Source organism: Spirochaeta lutea (assembly GCF_000758165.1).
GTDB classification, from domain to species: Bacteria; Spirochaetota; Spirochaetia; order DSM-27196; family Salinispiraceae; genus Spirochaeta_D; species Spirochaeta_D lutea.
Genome location: NZ_JNUP01000065.1, coordinates 63,729 through 81,558 on the forward strand (window position 1 = coordinate 63,729; position 17,830 = coordinate 81,558).

Genomic DNA, 17,830 nt, shown 5'->3' on the forward strand with positions numbered 1-17,830 from the left:
TTCATTGAACCCTCTGGTTTCCCTCGTCCCGGCTGGATAGCCACCGGTATTCCCATGGGCCGAGGGGCATTTCTCCATGGTTTTTTAGGGTGATTCGAATGTCATCCGAAGAGGTGTTTACCCCGAGGACAACCCAGTGTTTGGTATTCGGAATGAACCGTTTGATGACCAGGGCCCGGGGATCATCTACCTCGGGCACCTGGATAGCTGCGGCGGGATGTAGGGCCGGCAGGGTTCTACGGAGGGCCAGCATCTCCTTGTACCCCCGGAATACCCGGGACCGCAGGGTCCGGGGATCGGCAAGTTCCCGTTCCAGATCCTCAAGAAACAGCTTTTCCCGGTTAATGGTCCGGTTTACCCCGGTAATTTCTGGTCCCTGGGTCCAGTTCTCGGACCCTAGCAGGCTGTGGATGTAGATGCCAGGAGTGCCGGGCATGGCCAGGAGGATGGCCTGGCTTGCCAGGAATTTTTGGGCCCGCAGCTCCGTGGGCAGGTTGGGATCCGCCAAGGCGCTGAGGTAGTTGGTATTCAGTTCGTAGGGAATAAGTCCCTGTTTCGTGGATTTATAGCTCACCAGTCCCCCGTGGTCCGAAACGGCCTGGATGAGTTTTTCCCGCTCTTGATCCGAGAGGATGCCATGGGAGGGCAGCATCCCTATGCCGTCATGACTGGCGCAAAAGTTAAAATAGGTGGTGTCCAGGCCGAGGGGGCCCGGGGGGCCTGCCTGGATCGTCCGCGCCCAGCTGCTGAGGTGCCGGGCATCCGCCCGGGTAAAGGCATCCAGGATGAGGGGCGGCAGGCTGAACTGGTAGATCATATGGGCTTCGTCGGTGCCCGTACCGAAATAGCTGAGATTCTCGGCGTGGGGAACATTGGTTTCGGTTATGAGCACAACCCATGGACAAAGCTGGGAGAGTACCTCCCGGAAGAACTTAACAACCTGGTGGGTTTTGGGATGATGGATACTGGGGGTTCCCAGTTCCTTCCAGAGGTAGGCGATGGCATCCAAGCGGATTACCTGGACTCCCTGTTCGATGTAGAACAGGATTGTATCCAGCATTTCAGCGAGGACGCCGGGGTGGGCAAAATTCAAATCCACCTGATCATCGCTGAAGGTTGTCCATACGTGGACGGTCTCATCGGTACCGTTCCTCCGGGCTTTCATGGGGGTCAGCAACGGATGGGCCCGAGGCCGGGCGATGTCCGAGGTGTCGGTATCTTCGGGCAGGGTAATAAACCAGTCCTGGTATTTGGGGTCGCCTGCCAGGAAGCCCTTAAACCATGGACTCTTTGCCGAACAGTGGTTCAGAACCAAATCGGCCATGAGGTGGAAGCGGCTGCCGATCCGGACGATATCCTCCCAGCTCCCCAACCGGGGATTTACCTGTTTGTAGTCTACAATGGAGAAGCCGTCGTCCGAGGTATAGGGAAAGAAGGGCAGGATGTGTATCCCCGAGACGGTATCCGCCAAATGGCGGGTAAAAAAGGCTTCCAGGGCCTCCAAGGGCCGTTCACCCCGGGGGGCCTTGGGCAGAGGGTTGCCCTTTTCGTCGACCCCGCCGCCGACGCCGACCCGGGTAGGGTTTTTTCGGGTTTCCTCATAATCCCGGGCTGATCCGGGCAGGATGCTGTCTCCGTAGCAGATAATGAAGGCATCCCGGTGGTCCAGGGGCAGGCTGCTTCCTAATGAGTCCCCGGGCCCCCCGGCGGAGGTCCCGGTATGCCGGGAGGCTAGGGATTTCAGGGTATGTTCGTGGTTTTTCAGTACGGCCTCAACCTGGGTAATAACCTCAGGCGCCGTATCTTCGTACACAAGTTCAAGATATGTTTGTCCGACCATATACTATAGAATAATCCCATGGTTCGGTCGGGGCAACCCGGGAACAAGAATAAGGAGGAAAGAGTGAAGAAGCGGCGATTCACATCCATCACCGGTTACTACAAGAAGAAGGCCGGCCTCCCTCCCGGCACCCTGGTGCCTGAGACCGGGACGGAGGCCCCGGCCGGGGGATACTCGGGGCCGAGTATCCGGTTGGTGCGGTATTCCCGGGAATCCTGGCAGATCCAGATTGTGGAGCCCTCTGCCCGGGGGGTGGAGGAGGTTATCCAGGCTGTGAAGGCCGCAGATCAGAAGGCTGTGGTCTGGGTGCATATTGCCGGGAATTTACCCGATGTGCTGTTCCAGCATCTGGGCAACGAGCTGGGCATTGATGCCCTGACCCTGGAGGATATCGCCTCCAACCACCAGCGCCCAAAGATCGAGTTTTCACCTGGTCATGCCTATATGGCTTTTGCTGCCATCGGATATAACGGTCAGGAATTTATCAGAGATCAAGGCGATTTTATTCTTGGGAAGGACTACCTGCTCAGTTTTTCCAACGGGTTCGGATTGCCTGCAGGGGTTGCATCTGGGATGGATAGGGGGAATTCCCAGGGAGGCCCGCCGGGGAGGGGGGATTCAGGGTCTGGGGATGTGGATGAGCTGAACCTGGCGGTTCCCTTCGAGGATTGGACCGTTCCGGTACTGGAGCGTATCCAGTCCGGACGGGGGTTTGTGCGCCAGAACGGCCCGGATTACCTCTGTTATGCGATGTTGGATACGGTAGTGGACCGGTATTTCGGGGCTCTGGAGCAATGGGAGCAGGGAAATGAGGAGCTGGAGGACCGGTTGCTGTTCCAAAACCACGGGGGACGTGAAGGATCTGAGGGTTCGGAAATCCAGATTCTGCGGTCCCAGAAGGACGCCATTAACCAGCTGAGACGGATCATCTGGCCTACCCGGGAGGTGCTGACCGAGGTGCTGAAGAACGAGAGTAAGGCATTTTTTCCCACCGCCCAGCGGTTTTTTAAGGATGTCTTCGACCACCTGTTGATTCTCCAGGATATGTTGGAGACCATGCGGGATTCTATGAGCGATTTGATGACCCTGCATCTATCTGTGGTGTCTAACAGGCTGAATCAGATTATGAAGGTGTTGACCATTCTCTCTGCCATTTTTATTCCTATCACCTTCGTGGCGGGGGTGTACGGGATGAACTTCCAGTTCATGCCCGAGCTTAGCCGGCCCTGGGCGTATCCCGTGGTTCTGGGGAGTATGGCAGGCCTTGCCGGGGGACTGGTGGTGTACTTTAAGCGGAAGGGTTGGTTCTGAACCCCGGGGATGGCGGGGCATCGGAATCACCCCAGCCTCCTGGAAACCGTCATATCTCGTTATCCTGTATTGTCGTATGAAATAAACCTCAGTATACTGGTCAAATTATGAATAATCCTAAGTCCTATGTATTTACCTCAGAATCCGTTTCCGAGGGCCATCCGGATAAGGTGGCCGACCAGATAAGCGATGCGGTTCTTGATGCTTGTTTAGAGAAGGATCCGGCCAGCCGGGTTGCCTGCGAGACCTATACGACCACCGGAATGGTGCTTATCGGAGGCGAGATTACCACCGAGACCTACGTGGATATTCAGGAGATTGCTCGGGGGGTGGCCAAGGATGTGGGCTATACCCATGCGGAGTACGGTCTGGATTATGAATCCATGGCGGTGCTCAATGTGATTCATGCCCAGAGCCCGGATATCAGCCAGGGGGTCAGCGGCACCGGATTGTTCAAGGGTGAGCAGGGTGCGGGTGACCAGGGGATGATGTTTGGCTTCGCATGCACCGAGACGCCCCAGCTGATGCCCGCGCCGATTACCTACAGCCACGCCATTTTGTCCCGGGCTGCGGAGTTACGGAAGTCGAGCCAGATCCCCTGGCTGCGCCCGGATAGCAAGAGTCAGGTTTCTATCCGCTACGAGGGCTACACTCCCAGGGCCATTGAGGCTGTGGTGGTGAGCCATCAGCACAACCCCGAGGTGAGCCGGGAAGAGATCGAGAGCACCCTGATCGAACAGGTTATTCGGCCGGTGTTGGAGCCCACGGGGCTTCTTACTCCGGAGACTAAATTCTACATCAATCCAACCGGCAGATTTGTGATCGGTGGGCCCCACGGCGATGCGGGTCTGACGGGCCGGAAGATTATTGTGGATACCTACGGCGGTATGGGGCGCCACGGCGGCGGGGCCTTCAGCGGGAAGGACCCCAGTAAGGTGGACCGCAGCGCGGCCTACATGGGGCGCTATGTGGCCAAGAACATTGTGGCTGCCGGGCTTGCCCAGCGCGCCGAGGTGCAGCTCAGTTACGCCATCGGGGTTCCGTTTCCGATCAGCGTGATGGTGGATACCTTCGGAACCGGTGAGGCTCCCGAGGAGCGGATCGCCCAGGCGGTACGGAAGGTGTTTGATCTGAGTCCTGCCGGGATAATCCGGAGCCTGGATCTCCTGCGGCCCATCTACCGTGCCACCAGCACCTACGGACATTTCGGCCGGGATCAGTTTTCCTGGGAGCAAACCGACAAGGCGGCAGAGTTGACCCGGGCTGTGGGGTAGGGGTATGGCAGAACGAACGGAACAGACTGAAGGTACAGAACGATTAGAAGAGTCAAAATCCCCGGACACCCGGGGCACTTCGGACTCCCGGGGCACTTCGGACTCCCGGGGCACTTCGGACTCCCGGGGAGCTTCGGACTCCCGGGGCGGCCCGGGCCCGGTCCATAAACCCGCAAACATTGTACAGCTCTTCCAAGGCTGCACCGAGGAGGGAAAAACCCCCTTCAGCTTCGAGTTTTTTCCCCCGAAAACCCCGGCAGGCTGGGAGAAGCTCTACGCCACCATTACCCAGCTGCTGCCCCTGCGTCCTGCCTACGTTTCCGTGACCTACGGCGCCGGGGGCGGAACCCGGGACAATACCCATGAGCTGGTTCGGCGGCTGAACGACCAGGGGGTTCCCGTGGTCGCCCACCTAACCTGCGAAGGCAGCAGCGAGCCTGAAATCCGGGAAATCCTGGAAACCTACGATCGGGAGGGGATTCACAACATCCTGGCCCTGAAGGGTGATGTGCCCATGGACCGCCGGACCCCGGGACCGAGTTTCGAGTATGCCGCCGACCTGGTGAGCTACATCCGCCGCCGCTTTCCCCACTTCGGCATCGGCGTAGCAGGCTTTCCCGAGGGACACCCCGACTGCCCCAACCGCCTCCAGGAAATGGATTACCTCAAGGCCAAGGTGGATGCCGGGGCTGACTACGTGGTAACCCAGCTGTTTTTTGACAACCGCGACTTCTACGATTTCCGGGACCGGGCGGAGCTGGCGGGCATCCAGGTGCCCATTATTGCCGGTATTATGCCCATAACCACCCGGAAGGGTATGGCCCGGATGGCCGAGCTCGCCGGGGGAGCCCGGTTCCCTGCCAAGCTGCTCAAGGCTGTCGGCCGGGCGGCAGACGAGCAGGGGGTTGCCCGGGTCGGCGCCCACTGGGCCACGGAGCAGATATCCGACCTTCTGGCAAACCATGTGGCAGGGGTGCATCTATACACCCTCAATACCAGCACATCTTCCCTGGAAATCCTGAAAAACCTGGGTCTGACGAGCTATTCTATTAAAAGCGATGTGTAGAACACCACAGCCCCGGGGAGCTTCCCCGACACCCCTTTCTGGCGGGGTTTTTGCCGGTTTCCTTCTGCTACTCCTGGTGCTGCTGGCCGGCTGTAAGCCTGCCATGGACCCCAGCCGGGTGGAGCCCCTCTCGGCGGACAGCCTGACCTTTACGTACCAGCCCCAAAAAACCACCGAGATCCTTAGCGTAGACCTGGGTTCAACTCCCCGGGACCTCTACCTGGTGTATTCCAACACCTACCCTATAGCCCAGGCCCCTCCCAAGGTTGTTTCTTCTTCTTGGGGTGATTCCCATGCCCCCGCCTCTTCCCGGTCCGGGGAAAACAGCCTGAACTCCGGTCCTCCTTCTCCCGCGCCGAGCCGCCCCCGGGCCATCCGTGGCTTTCCGGGCCAACACGCCTGGCGCCAGGACCACCCCCTTCCTCCCCCCAGGGCTCCCGTTCCCTCCGGGGCCTCAAGCCGGGCGCTGAGCAGGAGCTTTGCGGCTGAATCGGTGGGGACCGCAACCCTGGCCTACACCTCCTATAACGGCAGCAGCATATCCCTGACCCTGCGCCTCCAGAAGGATGTAACCACGGCCTTCGGCACCAAGCGGGTGAACCTCTGGGTAGATGATGCCCAGTGGGACGGCTCCGGGACCGGCCCGGTGAGCCTAGACACCCTGGAGGCCTTACAGGAAGCCTTTCTCCAGGATGGGCAAGATAACGATATCTACGACTGGCTGACGGCCATCTTCGGGGAGGAGTACGGAGGGACAGGGTATGTTGACTATATAGCCCCGCAGGATACCGTTGATATTCTGCTCTTTGATATTGATGGAGATGAACACCCCGTGGTTGGAGACGGCCGTATGGTGGGCTACTATTGGGCCAAGGATCAGCACCTTGATGAAGCTGCATTACGGATATACGGAAGAGAAAGCCACAAACGGGTAATCTTTGTGCTGGATTCCTGGCTTGCCGCCTCCCCCGACCCGTATTGGCAAAAGGAGGTCATCTCCACCCTGGCCCACGAGTTCCAGCACATGATCAACTTTTACCAGCGGTATATTACGCTCGGGCAAGCCGATGCGGTTTGGTTTGACGAGATGCTCGCCATGGCCGCCGAGGATCTGGTGGCCGATAAGCTCGGGGTGAACGGACCCCGGGGAGTGGCCTTCGACGACCCCGGCCCCGGCCCGGCTGAGAATTACAGCGGGCGTCTAATAGACTTTAATACCGCCACGGACGCCCAGGTAACAAAGTGGTGGTCAAATGAGCCAGAAGATTATGAGAACCTTATCCAAGCCTACGGGGTTGCCTATGCCTTCGGTGCCTACCTGGGGCGCAACTACGGGGGAGCGGGGTTCTTTGCGGGATTATACGACCGGAACTCCACAGGTATCCAGGCCATTACCGAGGAGATTCAGGCCTCGGGGTACGGGGAGGTGACCCCGGGAACCCTCCTGGGCCGCTGGGGCGCTGCGGTGGTGCTTTCGGATAGGCTAAGCCCCGGGGAGCTGATCACCTACAACCGGGGAACTAGTTGGAACAGCACCACCCTGGAGGGAATGCAGTACAACCTGGGTTCCATAAACCTGTTCAACTACTACCGGGGTTCGGATTACTGGAATACGGTCACCGGGCCCAATTTGAACAACTATTCTCCCGACAAGAACCTGAAACCCGAGTCAAATACCTACCATAGGATTGCCTCGGGGGTGACGGGCAGGCAGGAGATTACCCTGGAGATTCCAAATCCCCAGTGGACCACCCTTACCCTGGTGGCGAGGTAGGGTCGTGGTGCCTAGGAGGCTGTAACCTTCCGGGGGTTCCGGAGCTTTTTCGCAGGGAGGTAACCATGACGCAGAGGAATGAGGCTTCGGTTCTCCGGTTAGGGGTTCTTCTGGTATTGCTGCTCTCCCTGGGGCTACCTGGGACAGCCGGGGGCGGGGCAGGCCGTAAGGACCGGGAAAAGGCATTGGAATCACCCCGGGATACCTCCAAGGATGAAGAGCTGAAAGATGGTGACCTTGTCCTGGAGGGTGAGCTCCGGGTGGTCCGGGACGGGCCGGGATCGCGGCTCATTCTGGTGCAGGAGCCGGGGGTTTCCTATCTTCTGCCCCGGGAGTGGTGGGATCGGCTCTGGGAGCATCAGGGGCGGCGGATTCGGATTGTGTTGGCTTCCGGGGATCTGCAGCCGCGTCAGCCGGGCAGCCATGGGCCGGGGGTAATTCTGGGGTTGAAATCATGGGTTTTTGTTGAGTAAATCCTATCCCTGATACTATGCTACAGATATGACATCCATAACAAATCTGATCCTTTGCGGCGGGGTGGGGAGCCGGCTTTGGCCCCTGAGCCGAAAGTTGCTGCCTAAGCAGTTCGCCCGTATCTTAGAGGGCCAAACCCTGTTCGAGCGTACCGCCCAGCGGAACGCCCGGTTTAGCCGCCGAGTTCTCATCGCTGCCAACGAACACCAGAGTTTTCTCGCCTACAATCAATTACATAACCTCGGAATCCGGCCGGCCGGAGGCCTTATCGAGCCTATCGGCAGGAATACCGCCCCGGCCATCGCCCTGGCCGCCATGCAGTGCGATCCCGGGGAGATTATTCTGGTAAGCCCTTCGGACCATGTTATTGCCGATGAACAGGCCTACGCCGGGGCTGTGGCTGAGGCGGCGGATCTGGCGGCCCAGGGGTACATCGTGACCTTCGGCATCCGTCCTGAGTATGCTGAAACCGGCTTCGGCTACATCCAGGCGGGTCCGGTTATTGTACCCGAGGACCGGCCCGATGCACGTATAGCGGAGGGCGGTGAATCACCGGACACCGCCGGCGCGAGGGCCGTGCCCGGCGAGGAAACCCAGGGGGGTGATGAGCCCCGGTCTTCGGGAAGCAGGGGTGCCGGGCTGCAGGGCCAGGAGCCGGGAGATCCCGGGAGCAACGGAACGGTTCAGGGCCGACGGGTTGCGGCATTTAAGGAAAAGCCCGATCTGCCCACCGCGGAGGGCTACCTCCGGGACGGTAACTTTTTTTGGAACAGCGGGATGTTTTGTTTTCAGGCCGGGGTATTCCTGAAGGAGCTGGAAACCTATCAGCCCGAGATGTACCGGGCCTGCCGCCGGGCCCTGGAAGGCGCCGGGAAAGCCTCCCTGGAGACCAGGGGATCCGGGGAGGCCGCCCTGACCCCGAGGCTGGAGGATATGCAGGCTATTCCGGCGTTGTCGGTGGATTATGCGGTCATGGAGCAGACCCGCCGGGCAGCGGTGGTCCCCTGTTCCATCGGGTGGAGCGATCTGGGCAGCTTGGATGCCTTGTTTGATTTTCTGGGTGATGAGGCCCGGCAGCGGAATCCCGAGGCTGAAAATGTCTGGAACAGCGATCTGCCTCCGGTAGCCGTGGAATCCCGGGGTAACCTCGTTATTGCCGGAGAGCGCCAGGTCGCTCTTATCGATGTGGAGGATTTGTACGTCATTGAGACCCCCGATGCCCTGTTGGTCGGCCGCCGGGGTTCCAGTCAAAAGGTAAAGGCGGTGGTACAGCATCTTGAAGAGACTGCGCCGCGCTTTACCGAGCGGTTTCCCACGGTGGAGCGCCCCTGGGGACGGTACACCACCCTTCACCAAGGGGAGGGGTACATGGTCCGGCGGATCCAGATAAAACCCGGGGGAAAAACAAGTCTGCAGCGTCACCGCCGCCGGGAGGAACTCTGGACGGTCGCCTCGGGTCAGGCCCGGGTCCGCATTGAGCTGTCGGTTCGCACCTACCAGAAGGGCCAGAGCATCGAGGTGCCCCGGGGGGCGTGGCATCAGCTGGAGAATAGCGGCACCGAGCCCCTAATCATTATTGAAACTCAGATCGGTAATGCTATCTCCGAGGATGATGTAGAACGCCGGGAGGGGTAGCCTTCGGGTACTGCTGGCCCATGCATCTGTTATTCCGGGGGGGTCAGGGTTTTGGCGATCATGGCTTCCAGGCTCTGGCGGCTGATGGGTTTCTGCAGGAAGTCGGTGAAGCCCTGGCTTTTTACCAGATCGTCTCCTTCTTCCTGGGTGATTCCGCTGACCGAAATAATCGGGGTGCTGCGGTGGTTGGGAAGTTCCCGGATTTTTTGCAGGACCTGAGTACCGCTCATGGCATCCAGATAGTTGTCTAAGAGGATCAGGTCGAAGGATTTCTCCTGCAGCACGGAGAGGGCGCCGGCGGAGGTTGCCGCCTCCTGGGTGGTAATCCCCAGAGTTCTGCAGAGCCCGGACAGGATGAACCGGGTAGTCTCGTCGTCATCAATAATCAAAATATGCGCTTTCATGGAATAGTGCTCCTCTTTGAGACCTCCCGGGGGGGTCTGGGGTGTGTTTTCCAGGGGCATGGGGCTGGAAGTTGCTGGGGTATCCGGGGGGTATAGGGGGATTCTAACGCTAAAGGTACTTCCTTGCCGGGGTGTACTGGTCAGGCTGATGGTTCCTCCCATGCTCGCCGTTAGGACTTTCACGATGGACAGGCCCAGACCCATACCTCGGTGGCTATTGCTCTGCCCCGGGGGTGGCTGAGCCGGGCTGGAAGCTGGCTGGTCGGGGGGGGGTGCGGGTTCTCCCGGGCCCTCAGGCTGCCTGGAGGTCTCTGAATCATCCTGAACATAGCGTTCGAAGATTCGGTCCTGCATGTGGGGGGCTATTCCCCTGCCGGTGTCCTGTACCTGGATGATCATCTCCCGGGGCAGTCCGGCTGAGGGCTGAGGGGTGCTGCACCGGATTGTAACCGAGCCTCGGGGGGTGAATTTTACCGCGTTTCCTAACAGGTTAATGAGGATGTGCCGGAGGGCGGTGTCGTTGAGGGTCAGTGTCCGGGGTACCAGGGCCTGGATGTCCATAGACAGTTCCAGGCCTTTTAGACTGCATTGAGCGGTGAAGAGGGATTTTATCTCGTGGAGGAAGTCCCGGATGTCGATGTTCCGGGGCGCGGCTGTGAAGGAACCCTGCTCAATATGGACTGATTCGATGATCTGCCCTAGCTCGGCCGTGAGGGTTTGGCTGGCGTGTTTGATGGTATCCAGGTAGGTCTGCTGCTGAGCGGTGAGGGCTGTTTGGCCCAGGAGTTCCAGGGATCCGGAGATGCCTAACAGGGGGGTTCGCATCTCGTGGGTCATGGTGAGGATGCGCTGTTCTTTTTGGGTATTTGACCGGTCTAAGGCTTCAATACGATGGAGCAGCAGTTCTTCCCGACGGGCAAGGTCGTAGGCCATGACCTGGACTGCGCTGGAGAGGTCCGATAAGGGGTGCCCCTGGGGAAGGGGCGGAACCTCTACGTCGTACTCATTCTTCCAGAGGATGCGGGCCATGGCGGAGAGGATGGCGTTTAAATCACCCTTGGTCTGGGGACGCTCAAGACAGAAGCAATCCTGGGATTCTCCGGGGGGCTGTTCATCTAGAATGGAGGTGATGGTTTCCCGGTAGTCCCGGGCAAGGCGAACCTTGGACGCGATGCCGCCCAGGTAGAGGGATAGCCGCAGAATCTGCTTAACCGGGGAACCCATCCCGAAGAAGTACACCGTGTCCAGTCGGTTTATGATCTGGCTGAGGTTTGTCATTACCTTAAGTCGGTTATGGATGGGGGGATTTTCCAGGCTGCTGTAGTCAAAGCAGGCGTAGAAGGCCTGATCGGTACTGAAGGTCTCGTCCAGGGCATGAAAGATCAGCCTTGTGATGGCTTCGGCATCCTCGGGTTTGGGACAGCCCCAGGGTTGCCAGACCATGATATTGGTACCTACCAGGGATAGGTTGCCCTGGTAATGCTCGTCCGGGGTGCGGTAGTGCCAATGGGGAGGTGAGTACACTGGAAGCCCGCTGACCGGACAGGGCTCGGCATCCTTGAGAATCATAGGCTATTGTAGGCCCACCTTTGGAGATTCCACAATGGAAAATATCCTGGGGAGGATGTATACGGTGACGGTTGTGGCTGCCCAAAGGGCGATGATGCCCGTAATGGCGGCCCAGGAGAGGGGTATGATGCTAGAGAACGCCAGGGGCAGCAGCAATAGGGAGAAGATCAGGGTGGTTTGCAGGATGGGGGTTACCACCCGGTGATCCGAGTCGGGGTGCTTCAAGGCGAGGACCATAAAGATAGCGTCATCGTTGCTTACACCCACCAGGAGGCTCAGGAAGGCGCAGTCGATGAGGGAGAATCCTCTGCCGGAAACCAGGGACACCAGGGTGTAGCTCAGGACCGAGACCAGGACCGAGATTCCGGGCAGGATACCACCCCTGGCACTGCGGGTTATGAGAGCCAGGAGCATAATCATAAGAGCAATCAACAGAGGGATTCCCATGAGAAAGGTCTGGATCACCGCGCTTTGGTAACGGCGTAACTCATAGAAGTACCCCGAGACGCGAACCACGGATTCCGGGGCTGGTCGTACCCTTTGGGTACTGCTCGCCCATGCGTCCGGGGCTGGTTCAGATGGGAGCATGGGTTCAAATTGCGGTGGGTGCTCAGTCTCAAGGCCGGCGGCCTGATAAGCAGCCAGGATGTCTTGGTGGAGGTTGTCCAGGGCATGGTAGGTGCCTGCTTCCTGGGTCGGGGTTAGGTAGAGGCGGAGCAGGGAGTACTGCGGGTCGGTGTAGCGCTGAAGAAGGGCCCCGGCGTCGTTAGAGGCTGCGAGTTCCAGGTTCTCTCCGGCCTCCTCCATGGACTGGGGCAGTCTGTCTTCGATTCCGCGATAGCGTCCGGTAATCCAGGCGAGCAGGGGAATGAGAGAATCACTATGAGAGATTCCGGGATTCGCTTCCAGGGTCTTGGTCAGGGTTTCAAAGGATTGTAAAAACTGTGGCGAGAGAATGCCTCCCTCGGTTTTTGTATCCACGGTCAGCACGATCTCGCCGTTGGATAATCCGGACCGCTGATTCTCAAGGAAGTATTTGTGTACCGGAGAATTCCTGGTGAAGATGGCGTTGGTAATGATCTGCGGTTCGAGACCTAGGGCAGGGAGGTAGGCTATTATGAAGACGCCTCCGGCCATTCCGGCGTAGCAAAGGCCGCGCCGAATCCCTGAGAGCGCCGTTGCCCGGCCGGGGCGGGAGGGCTCGTATCCGTCTGTGGGCCAGGGCAGGATGGCCGGCCGTAGACCTTGTGCAGGCGAGGGAATGGTGTTCAGGATTGCCGGAAACACCAGGGTTGTACCCAGGATGCTCAAGGCTGATGAAATGGCCATAAGAATCCCCAGGCGCTCCAACAATGTGTTACCGGATAGGATCAGGAGTAGCATGGCTGTTCCGGTGGTGAAACCCGAGAGCAGGATGCCCAGGGTATCCAAGGATAGCGCCCTGGTGCGGAGGGTCCTCCGAACTAGGCCCCAAGCCCGGAGCCGGTGAAGTAGAAACGGGCCGGTAATTGCCAGGGAAAAGAAGGGTACGGTCGCTGTTACCGCATTGAGCTCCAGATTCATGAGCTGCATGATCCCCAGGGTCCAGGCTGCGGGCATTACCAGGGCTGCACCCAAGGCTGCAAGGATGCGTTTTCGCCGGGTTACCAGCAATCCCCCCAGAACAGCCAGGGGCAGAGCGAGAAGCATCTTCGTGAGAATATCCTGTTTGAGCTCCGATTCGATGCTATGGGTGTAGTGGTAAAGACTTGTAACCCGGGGCTGGTCGTAACCTTCGGTTACTGCTCGCCCATGCGTCCGGGGCTGGTCGTAACCTTCGGGTACTGCTCGCCCATGCAGCCGGGGCTGGTTTTCTTGGTACGGTTCCGGTGGGAAGAGGCTTAGCAGGTCCTGTCCCTGCTCGGGGCTCAGGTTCATGACACTCCGGAGGTACACCGATTCGCCGTCGATAGATGCAGGGTTTCCCGGTGTACCCTCGGATTCCTTCCCGGCAAATAGCAGCCGGAGGAAGGGGCTGTCCAGGGTTCTTGGGGTAAGTTCTCCAGCAGCCGAATCCCATACCGGAACCTCCGCCAAGGTGTCGCCCTGGAGTATGATGTCGGTGAATTCCAGGGGGTCAAGGATGAGAGCCTGGGGGTCCAGAGCCAGGATGGATTTCCGGATACTGGGGGCAGCCTCCTGAACGGCAGCTTTGGGGATTCTGAAGGAGACAATTGTGGTGTTTTCTTCCGGATTTTCCTGTTCCTCTGTTAACAACTCTGTGCCGACCCGTAACAGCGGAATACGGAATGCTGCAAAGACCGAGAAGGCCAGGGCGATGGTAATAATTACGAGTTGTCCGGATCTTGTCATGACTGGTGGATCATACAACAGAGCTGGCCGAGTGGGCAGCCCTGTACCAAAATTCTGGGGTGAATGGAATGGGATCGAATCTGGGGGGCTTGGCGCGCCGCCGATAGTCGCTATTCGCACGCCGAGCCGGCCTGGGGCGCGATTTTAGTACTAACCAAAATTGGTCATTGCATTGCATTCACCCCAGCCCTGGCTTAACCTGAATGTACCATGCTGGTACTAACCCTGCTTCAAAACATAGCCCTCCTGGTTACCCTTGCAGTGCTCTACGAACAGCTCCTTGAGCTGTTCTCCCAACGTCCGGTGTTAAGCGCGTGGCTCAGCGGCCTGCTCTTCGGGTTGGTGGGAATTATCGGTATGATGACTCCCCTGAACTTTGCACCGGGAATTATTTACGACGGACGGTCCATTATTCTCTTTACCGCCGGCTATGTAGGCGGCCCCTGGGGGGCGGCATTAGCAGGAATCATGACCAGCGTGTACCGGTATTTTTTTGTGGGAGGATCCGGTGCTGCGGTAGGGGTTTTGGTGATTCTGCAGTCCGCTTTTACCGGAGCTGTGTTTTATTCGATCCGTAGAGGTCACAGTTTTTGGGAGCACTGGCCGGGGATTCTTCTGACGGGCTACATAGTCCACATTCCCATGCTGCTTATTCAACTGCTCCTGCCCGATGGGGTGGGATTCCGGGTGCTTCAAGAGGTAGGCCCCATCGTACTCCTCCTGTATCCCGTGGGCCAACTGCTGATCATCAGTCTGTTTTTAAACCGCCGCCGCGCCTTGGAGAACCAGCAGATTCTTCAGGATCAGAGTGAATGGTACCAGCAAATATTTAAGGATTCTGCTATCCCCAGGCTGGTTATCGATCCTGAATCGGGCCGAATAGCGGATATTAACCATGCTGCCGAGGTATTTTACGGGTACACCCGGGAGGAATTCTGTTCCCTGACCATCGGGGATATCAGCATGCACCCCCAGGGGCGGATTAACGACCGCATGTCCCTGGTTGTATCAAAGCTTAACACAGCCTTTGAAATCACCCATAAAACCAAGGACGGCCAGCCCCGGAACGTAACAGTCTTTTCCTCACCGGTGTATGCCCGGGGCAAGACCCTCCTGAACACCATTGTCATTGATACCAGTAAGCTCAAGGAACTGGAGCGGGAGTCCTACATTCTCAGTGAATGCGTGGAGAACGCCGCCATCGGGGTATTCCGAATCGACGATGATACGGGCAAAATTCTCTGGGCGAACCATGAGGCCTGCCGGCGCCTGGGGTATACCAAGGCGGAGCTGCAAACCATGTCCGTCTTTGATATTGATCCCAATTACACCGCAGACACTTGGGCGGATCACCGCAGCGCCATCAAGACCTCGGGGGGCGGGACCGTGGAAACCCAGCACCGTTGTAAGGACGGCAGTACCTACCCCGTAGAAATAACCGTAACCTATTTCACCTACCAGGGTGAAACCCTGTCCTTTAGTTTTGCCAAGGATATTACCCAGCGCAAGCGCTCGGAACAACGGATGCTGGAAACCCTGGAACAGAAGGATGTTCTGATCCAGGAGATACACCACCGGGTGCGGAACAACCTCTCCCTCATCCTCGGGATGATCAACCTGGAGCGTAATCATCTGCCCGACGGGGATCAGCATCCCGGAATTATGACTCGACTAACCGACCGTATTCTTGCCATCGGGCTTATCCACGATCTGGTTTATCAGGATGAAAACCTCTCTAAGATTTCCTTGAATGCCCTCCTCTTGGAGGTAGCCCGAAATCTCCGGGAAAACCACAGCCTGCCGGCGGAGGCCCAACCACGGGTAACCGGGAACGAGGTGGTATTGGACGTAACCCGGGTTATGCCCATCGGACTGATGGTAACCGAGCTGTTCTCCCATTTTTACAGCGCCGTCCACGCCCAGCCTCCGGGTTCCCAGGGGTGCGCACGGGGGATGGAGATTGTTGTTACCCATCACTCCGGGGGGTTCATGAGCGTAGCCTTTAATTCGGACTGCGAGGTTGCCGAACATGCGTGCCGGACCATGCGGGATGACCGGCTGAGTATCGAATTAATGACAGTGCTTGCCCTCCAGGGCAGGTGGGAATATCATTGGAGCACTGCGGGGCATTTACTCGAGATTACCAGTGTGCACCTCTAAAACGGAGCAGTTTTGAGGGGCACCAGTGTTGGAGCATCGTATGAAGGAAACAACGATTTTACTGGTTGAGGACGAGCTGATTATTGCTATGAGCACCAAGATTCAGCTGGAGGCTGCGGGGTATCGGGTATTATTTCCTGTCATGACGGGAGAGGAGGCGGTTTCTCGGGCCCAATCCGATTTGCCCGACCTCATCCTCATGGATCTTCTGCTTAAGGGCCAAACGAACGGCCTGCAAGCAGCCCTGGAGATCCGTAAATTCCACCAGGTTCCCATTCTATTCGTTACCGGCAATCCAGGCATGGTGTCTTCCCGAGATCTTGAAACCTTGGGCGACGCAACCGCCGTTTTGACCAAGCCGGTTAATGCCCAGGCGCTGCTCCAGTCCATCCAGCAGTTCATCCCCCCAGCCTAAGAGCCCTGTCAGGGCAGTTAGGGATGTCTGGACCCTCCGGTATGGTGACGCCAAGACAAGGAGGGGCCGGATTGGATGATACGGTTTAGTCTAGGGGGACGGTTATGGTGGTGATGGTTCCGCCCCGGCAGGTTGTTTCTATAGTACCTCGGATCTGCAGGACGAGGCTCTGGATCAATTGAATACCCAGGCCAGGCGTGGGCAGGGAGGCTTGGGGTGTGTCGAAACCGCAGCCTCGGGAGGCAAGGTCTTCGGGCATTCCGCAGCCGTTATCGGCAATTTCCAGGGTAGCCCCGGAGTACTGCCCGGTGCTGTCCCCATGAGAATCACCCTTCAACACAATGCTAATGTTGCCCGTACCCTCGGGGAAGGCGTGTTTTATGGCGTTGGTCATTAACTCGGTTACAATCAGGCCCAGGGGGGCGGCAATGCTGGTGGGTACGGTGACCGGTTCCAGCAGGCATTTCTTGGTAATTCCCGGGGTAAGGTCGATGATGGGGTGAACCAGGCGGTGCAGGTATTCGTCTAATCGAACCTGATCCACTTGGTCGCGGCTGTAGAGCAGACTGTAGAGCTCGCTCATGGATCGAACCCGGCTTCCGAGATCTTCAAGGATTTTGAGGGCCTCGGGGTTGACGCTTTTCCCGGCTGTCAGGTCGATGAGAGAGGCAATGAGGGAAAAGCTGTTTTTGGCCCGGTGTTGGAGTTCCCTGAGCAGCTCTTTGTTGCGGATTGCGGAGGTTTCCAGGGCTTCCTCGACCTCCCGCCGTTTACTGATGTCATGAACCAGGGAATAGAGAAGCTTGCGGCCTCCGATTCGGATGGGGCCGCTGTACACCTCCACCGGGCAGGCGCCGCCGGTTTTTCGACGGTGTTCGAAGACAAAATAGTTATTCTTATCGGCTGCGGCTCTGGCCATCTCTGTTTCGATCTCGTCCCGGCTGAGGGTGTTTATCTGGTCTATGTTCATGGTGCGAAGCTCATCCTCGGACCAACCGTAGAACCGGGCTGCGGCCGGGTTTGCATCAAAGATGCTTCCGTCCCGGGGATCAATGACTAAAATAACAGCATGGTTGTTCTCAAAGAGGCTGCGGAATTTCTCTTCGCTTTGCTGTAGGGCCTCCTGAGCCTGTTTTTGATCGGTTATGTCCCGGAACTCCGTTACCCGGACCTGTCTGCCGTGGTAGGGAATGTTCTTTGCTTCGATTCGAACTGGGAAGACAGTACCCCGGACTGTTAGCCCCAGGCTTTCGTAGGGTTTGTCAAAGCCTGATGCAATGATGTCCCGTACCCTGGGACGTTCCGACGGAACGATAAGTTCCAAGCCGTCCATGCCGATGAGATGGCTTCGGGAATAGCCAAAGAGGGTTTCCAGAGCAGCGTTACATTCTAGTATTATTCCCTTGTCGTGAATGGCGATTCCCCCGAAGCTGGCCTGCAGGAGGGCTTGGGTGTGGGCTTTGGACTCTGCGAGGTTCTTTGCCATTTCCTGGATAGTTGGTTCATCGTTGGTATGTGATGATTTGGAATAAATATCCTTCATGTAATTGTAGTAT

At 58.0% G+C, this 17,830-nt stretch carries 12 protein-coding genes; 8 read left to right on the forward strand and 4 right to left on the reverse strand.

Annotated features, from left to right (window positions below; genetic code table 11):
- Window position 1: 1 nt before the first annotated feature.
- Window positions 2–1,840 (reverse strand): sugar phosphorylase, encoded by a 1,839-nt coding sequence (locus tag DC28_RS09450; protein ID WP_052078714.1) that lies wholly within the window; start codon window positions 1,838–1,840, stop codon window positions 2–4.
- A 63-nt stretch (window positions 1,841–1,903) separates the two neighbouring features.
- Between DC28_RS09450 and corA the strand changes: the two genes are divergently transcribed.
- The 6 genes from corA to DC28_RS09480 all read left to right on the forward strand — a co-directional run bounded on the left by corA (window position 1,904) and on the right by DC28_RS09480 (window position 9,374).
- Entirely contained in the window at window positions 1,904–3,151 is a 1,248-nt protein-coding gene (gene corA, locus DC28_RS09455; protein ID WP_037548013.1) for a magnesium/cobalt transporter CorA, read from the forward strand.
- A gap of 107 nt (window positions 3,152–3,258) precedes the next feature.
- Window positions 3,259–4,425 carry a methionine adenosyltransferase gene (gene metK / locus DC28_RS09460; RefSeq protein ID WP_037548014.1) on the forward strand — a complete coding sequence of 389 codons (1,167 nt, stop codon included), beginning with the start codon at window positions 3,259–3,261 and terminating at the stop codon, window positions 4,423–4,425.
- A 4-nt stretch (window positions 4,426–4,429) separates the two neighbouring features.
- Window positions 4,430–5,491, forward strand: a complete 1,062-nt coding sequence (metF, locus tag DC28_RS09465) for a methylenetetrahydrofolate reductase [NAD(P)H] (RefSeq protein WP_202962968.1) — start codon at window positions 4,430–4,432, stop codon at window positions 5,489–5,491.
- A complete protein-coding gene (locus DC28_RS09470; RefSeq protein WP_037548015.1) occupies window positions 5,484–7,265 on the forward strand; it encodes a M30 family zinc metallopeptidase in 1,782 nt (593 codons plus the stop codon). Before metF ends, DC28_RS09470 begins: the two co-directional genes overlap by 8 nt.
- Before the next feature lie 65 nt (window positions 7,266–7,330).
- Entirely contained in the window at window positions 7,331–7,738 is a 408-nt protein-coding gene (locus DC28_RS09475) for a hypothetical protein (protein WP_037548016.1), read from the forward strand.
- Window positions 7,739–7,766: 28 nt separating this feature from the next.
- On the forward strand, window positions 7,767–9,374 hold the full coding sequence (locus DC28_RS09480; RefSeq protein WP_052078715.1) for a sugar phosphate nucleotidyltransferase: 1,608 nt from the start codon (window positions 7,767–7,769) through the stop codon (window positions 9,372–9,374).
- A gap of 29 nt (window positions 9,375–9,403) precedes the next feature.
- On the opposite strand, the gene DC28_RS09485 is transcribed toward DC28_RS09480, so the two are convergent.
- Both DC28_RS09485 and DC28_RS09490 read right to left on the reverse strand, forming a co-directional pair.
- On the reverse strand, window positions 9,404–11,347 hold the full coding sequence (locus DC28_RS09485) for an ATP-binding response regulator (RefSeq protein WP_037548017.1): 1,944 nt from the start codon (window positions 11,345–11,347) through the stop codon (window positions 9,404–9,406).
- Between the two features lie 3 nt (window positions 11,348–11,350).
- The gene (locus DC28_RS09490) at window positions 11,351–13,699 is read right to left on the reverse strand and encodes an RND transporter family protein (RefSeq protein WP_037548018.1); all 2,349 of its coding nucleotides are present in this window, start codon (window positions 13,697–13,699) and stop codon (window positions 11,351–11,353) included.
- A gap of 210 nt (window positions 13,700–13,909) precedes the next feature.
- On the opposite strand from DC28_RS09490, the gene DC28_RS09495 reads away from it, so the two are divergent.
- Complete coding sequence (locus DC28_RS09495; RefSeq protein ID WP_037548019.1) at window positions 13,910–15,859, forward strand: PAS domain S-box protein; 1,950 nt, start codon at window positions 13,910–13,912, stop codon at window positions 15,857–15,859.
- Between the two features lie 40 nt (window positions 15,860–15,899).
- Window positions 15,900–16,274 (forward strand): response regulator, encoded by a 375-nt coding sequence (locus DC28_RS09500; RefSeq protein ID WP_052078716.1) that lies wholly within the window; start codon window positions 15,900–15,902, stop codon window positions 16,272–16,274.
- Between the two features lie 85 nt (window positions 16,275–16,359).
- Here the strand turns inward: DC28_RS09500 and DC28_RS09505 are convergent, their stop codons facing one another.
- Window positions 16,360–17,817: a PAS domain S-box protein gene (locus DC28_RS09505; protein ID WP_037548020.1), complete on the reverse strand. Its 1,458-nt coding sequence runs from the start codon at window positions 17,815–17,817 to the stop codon at window positions 16,360–16,362.
- Window positions 17,818–17,830: the final 13 nt, after the last annotated feature.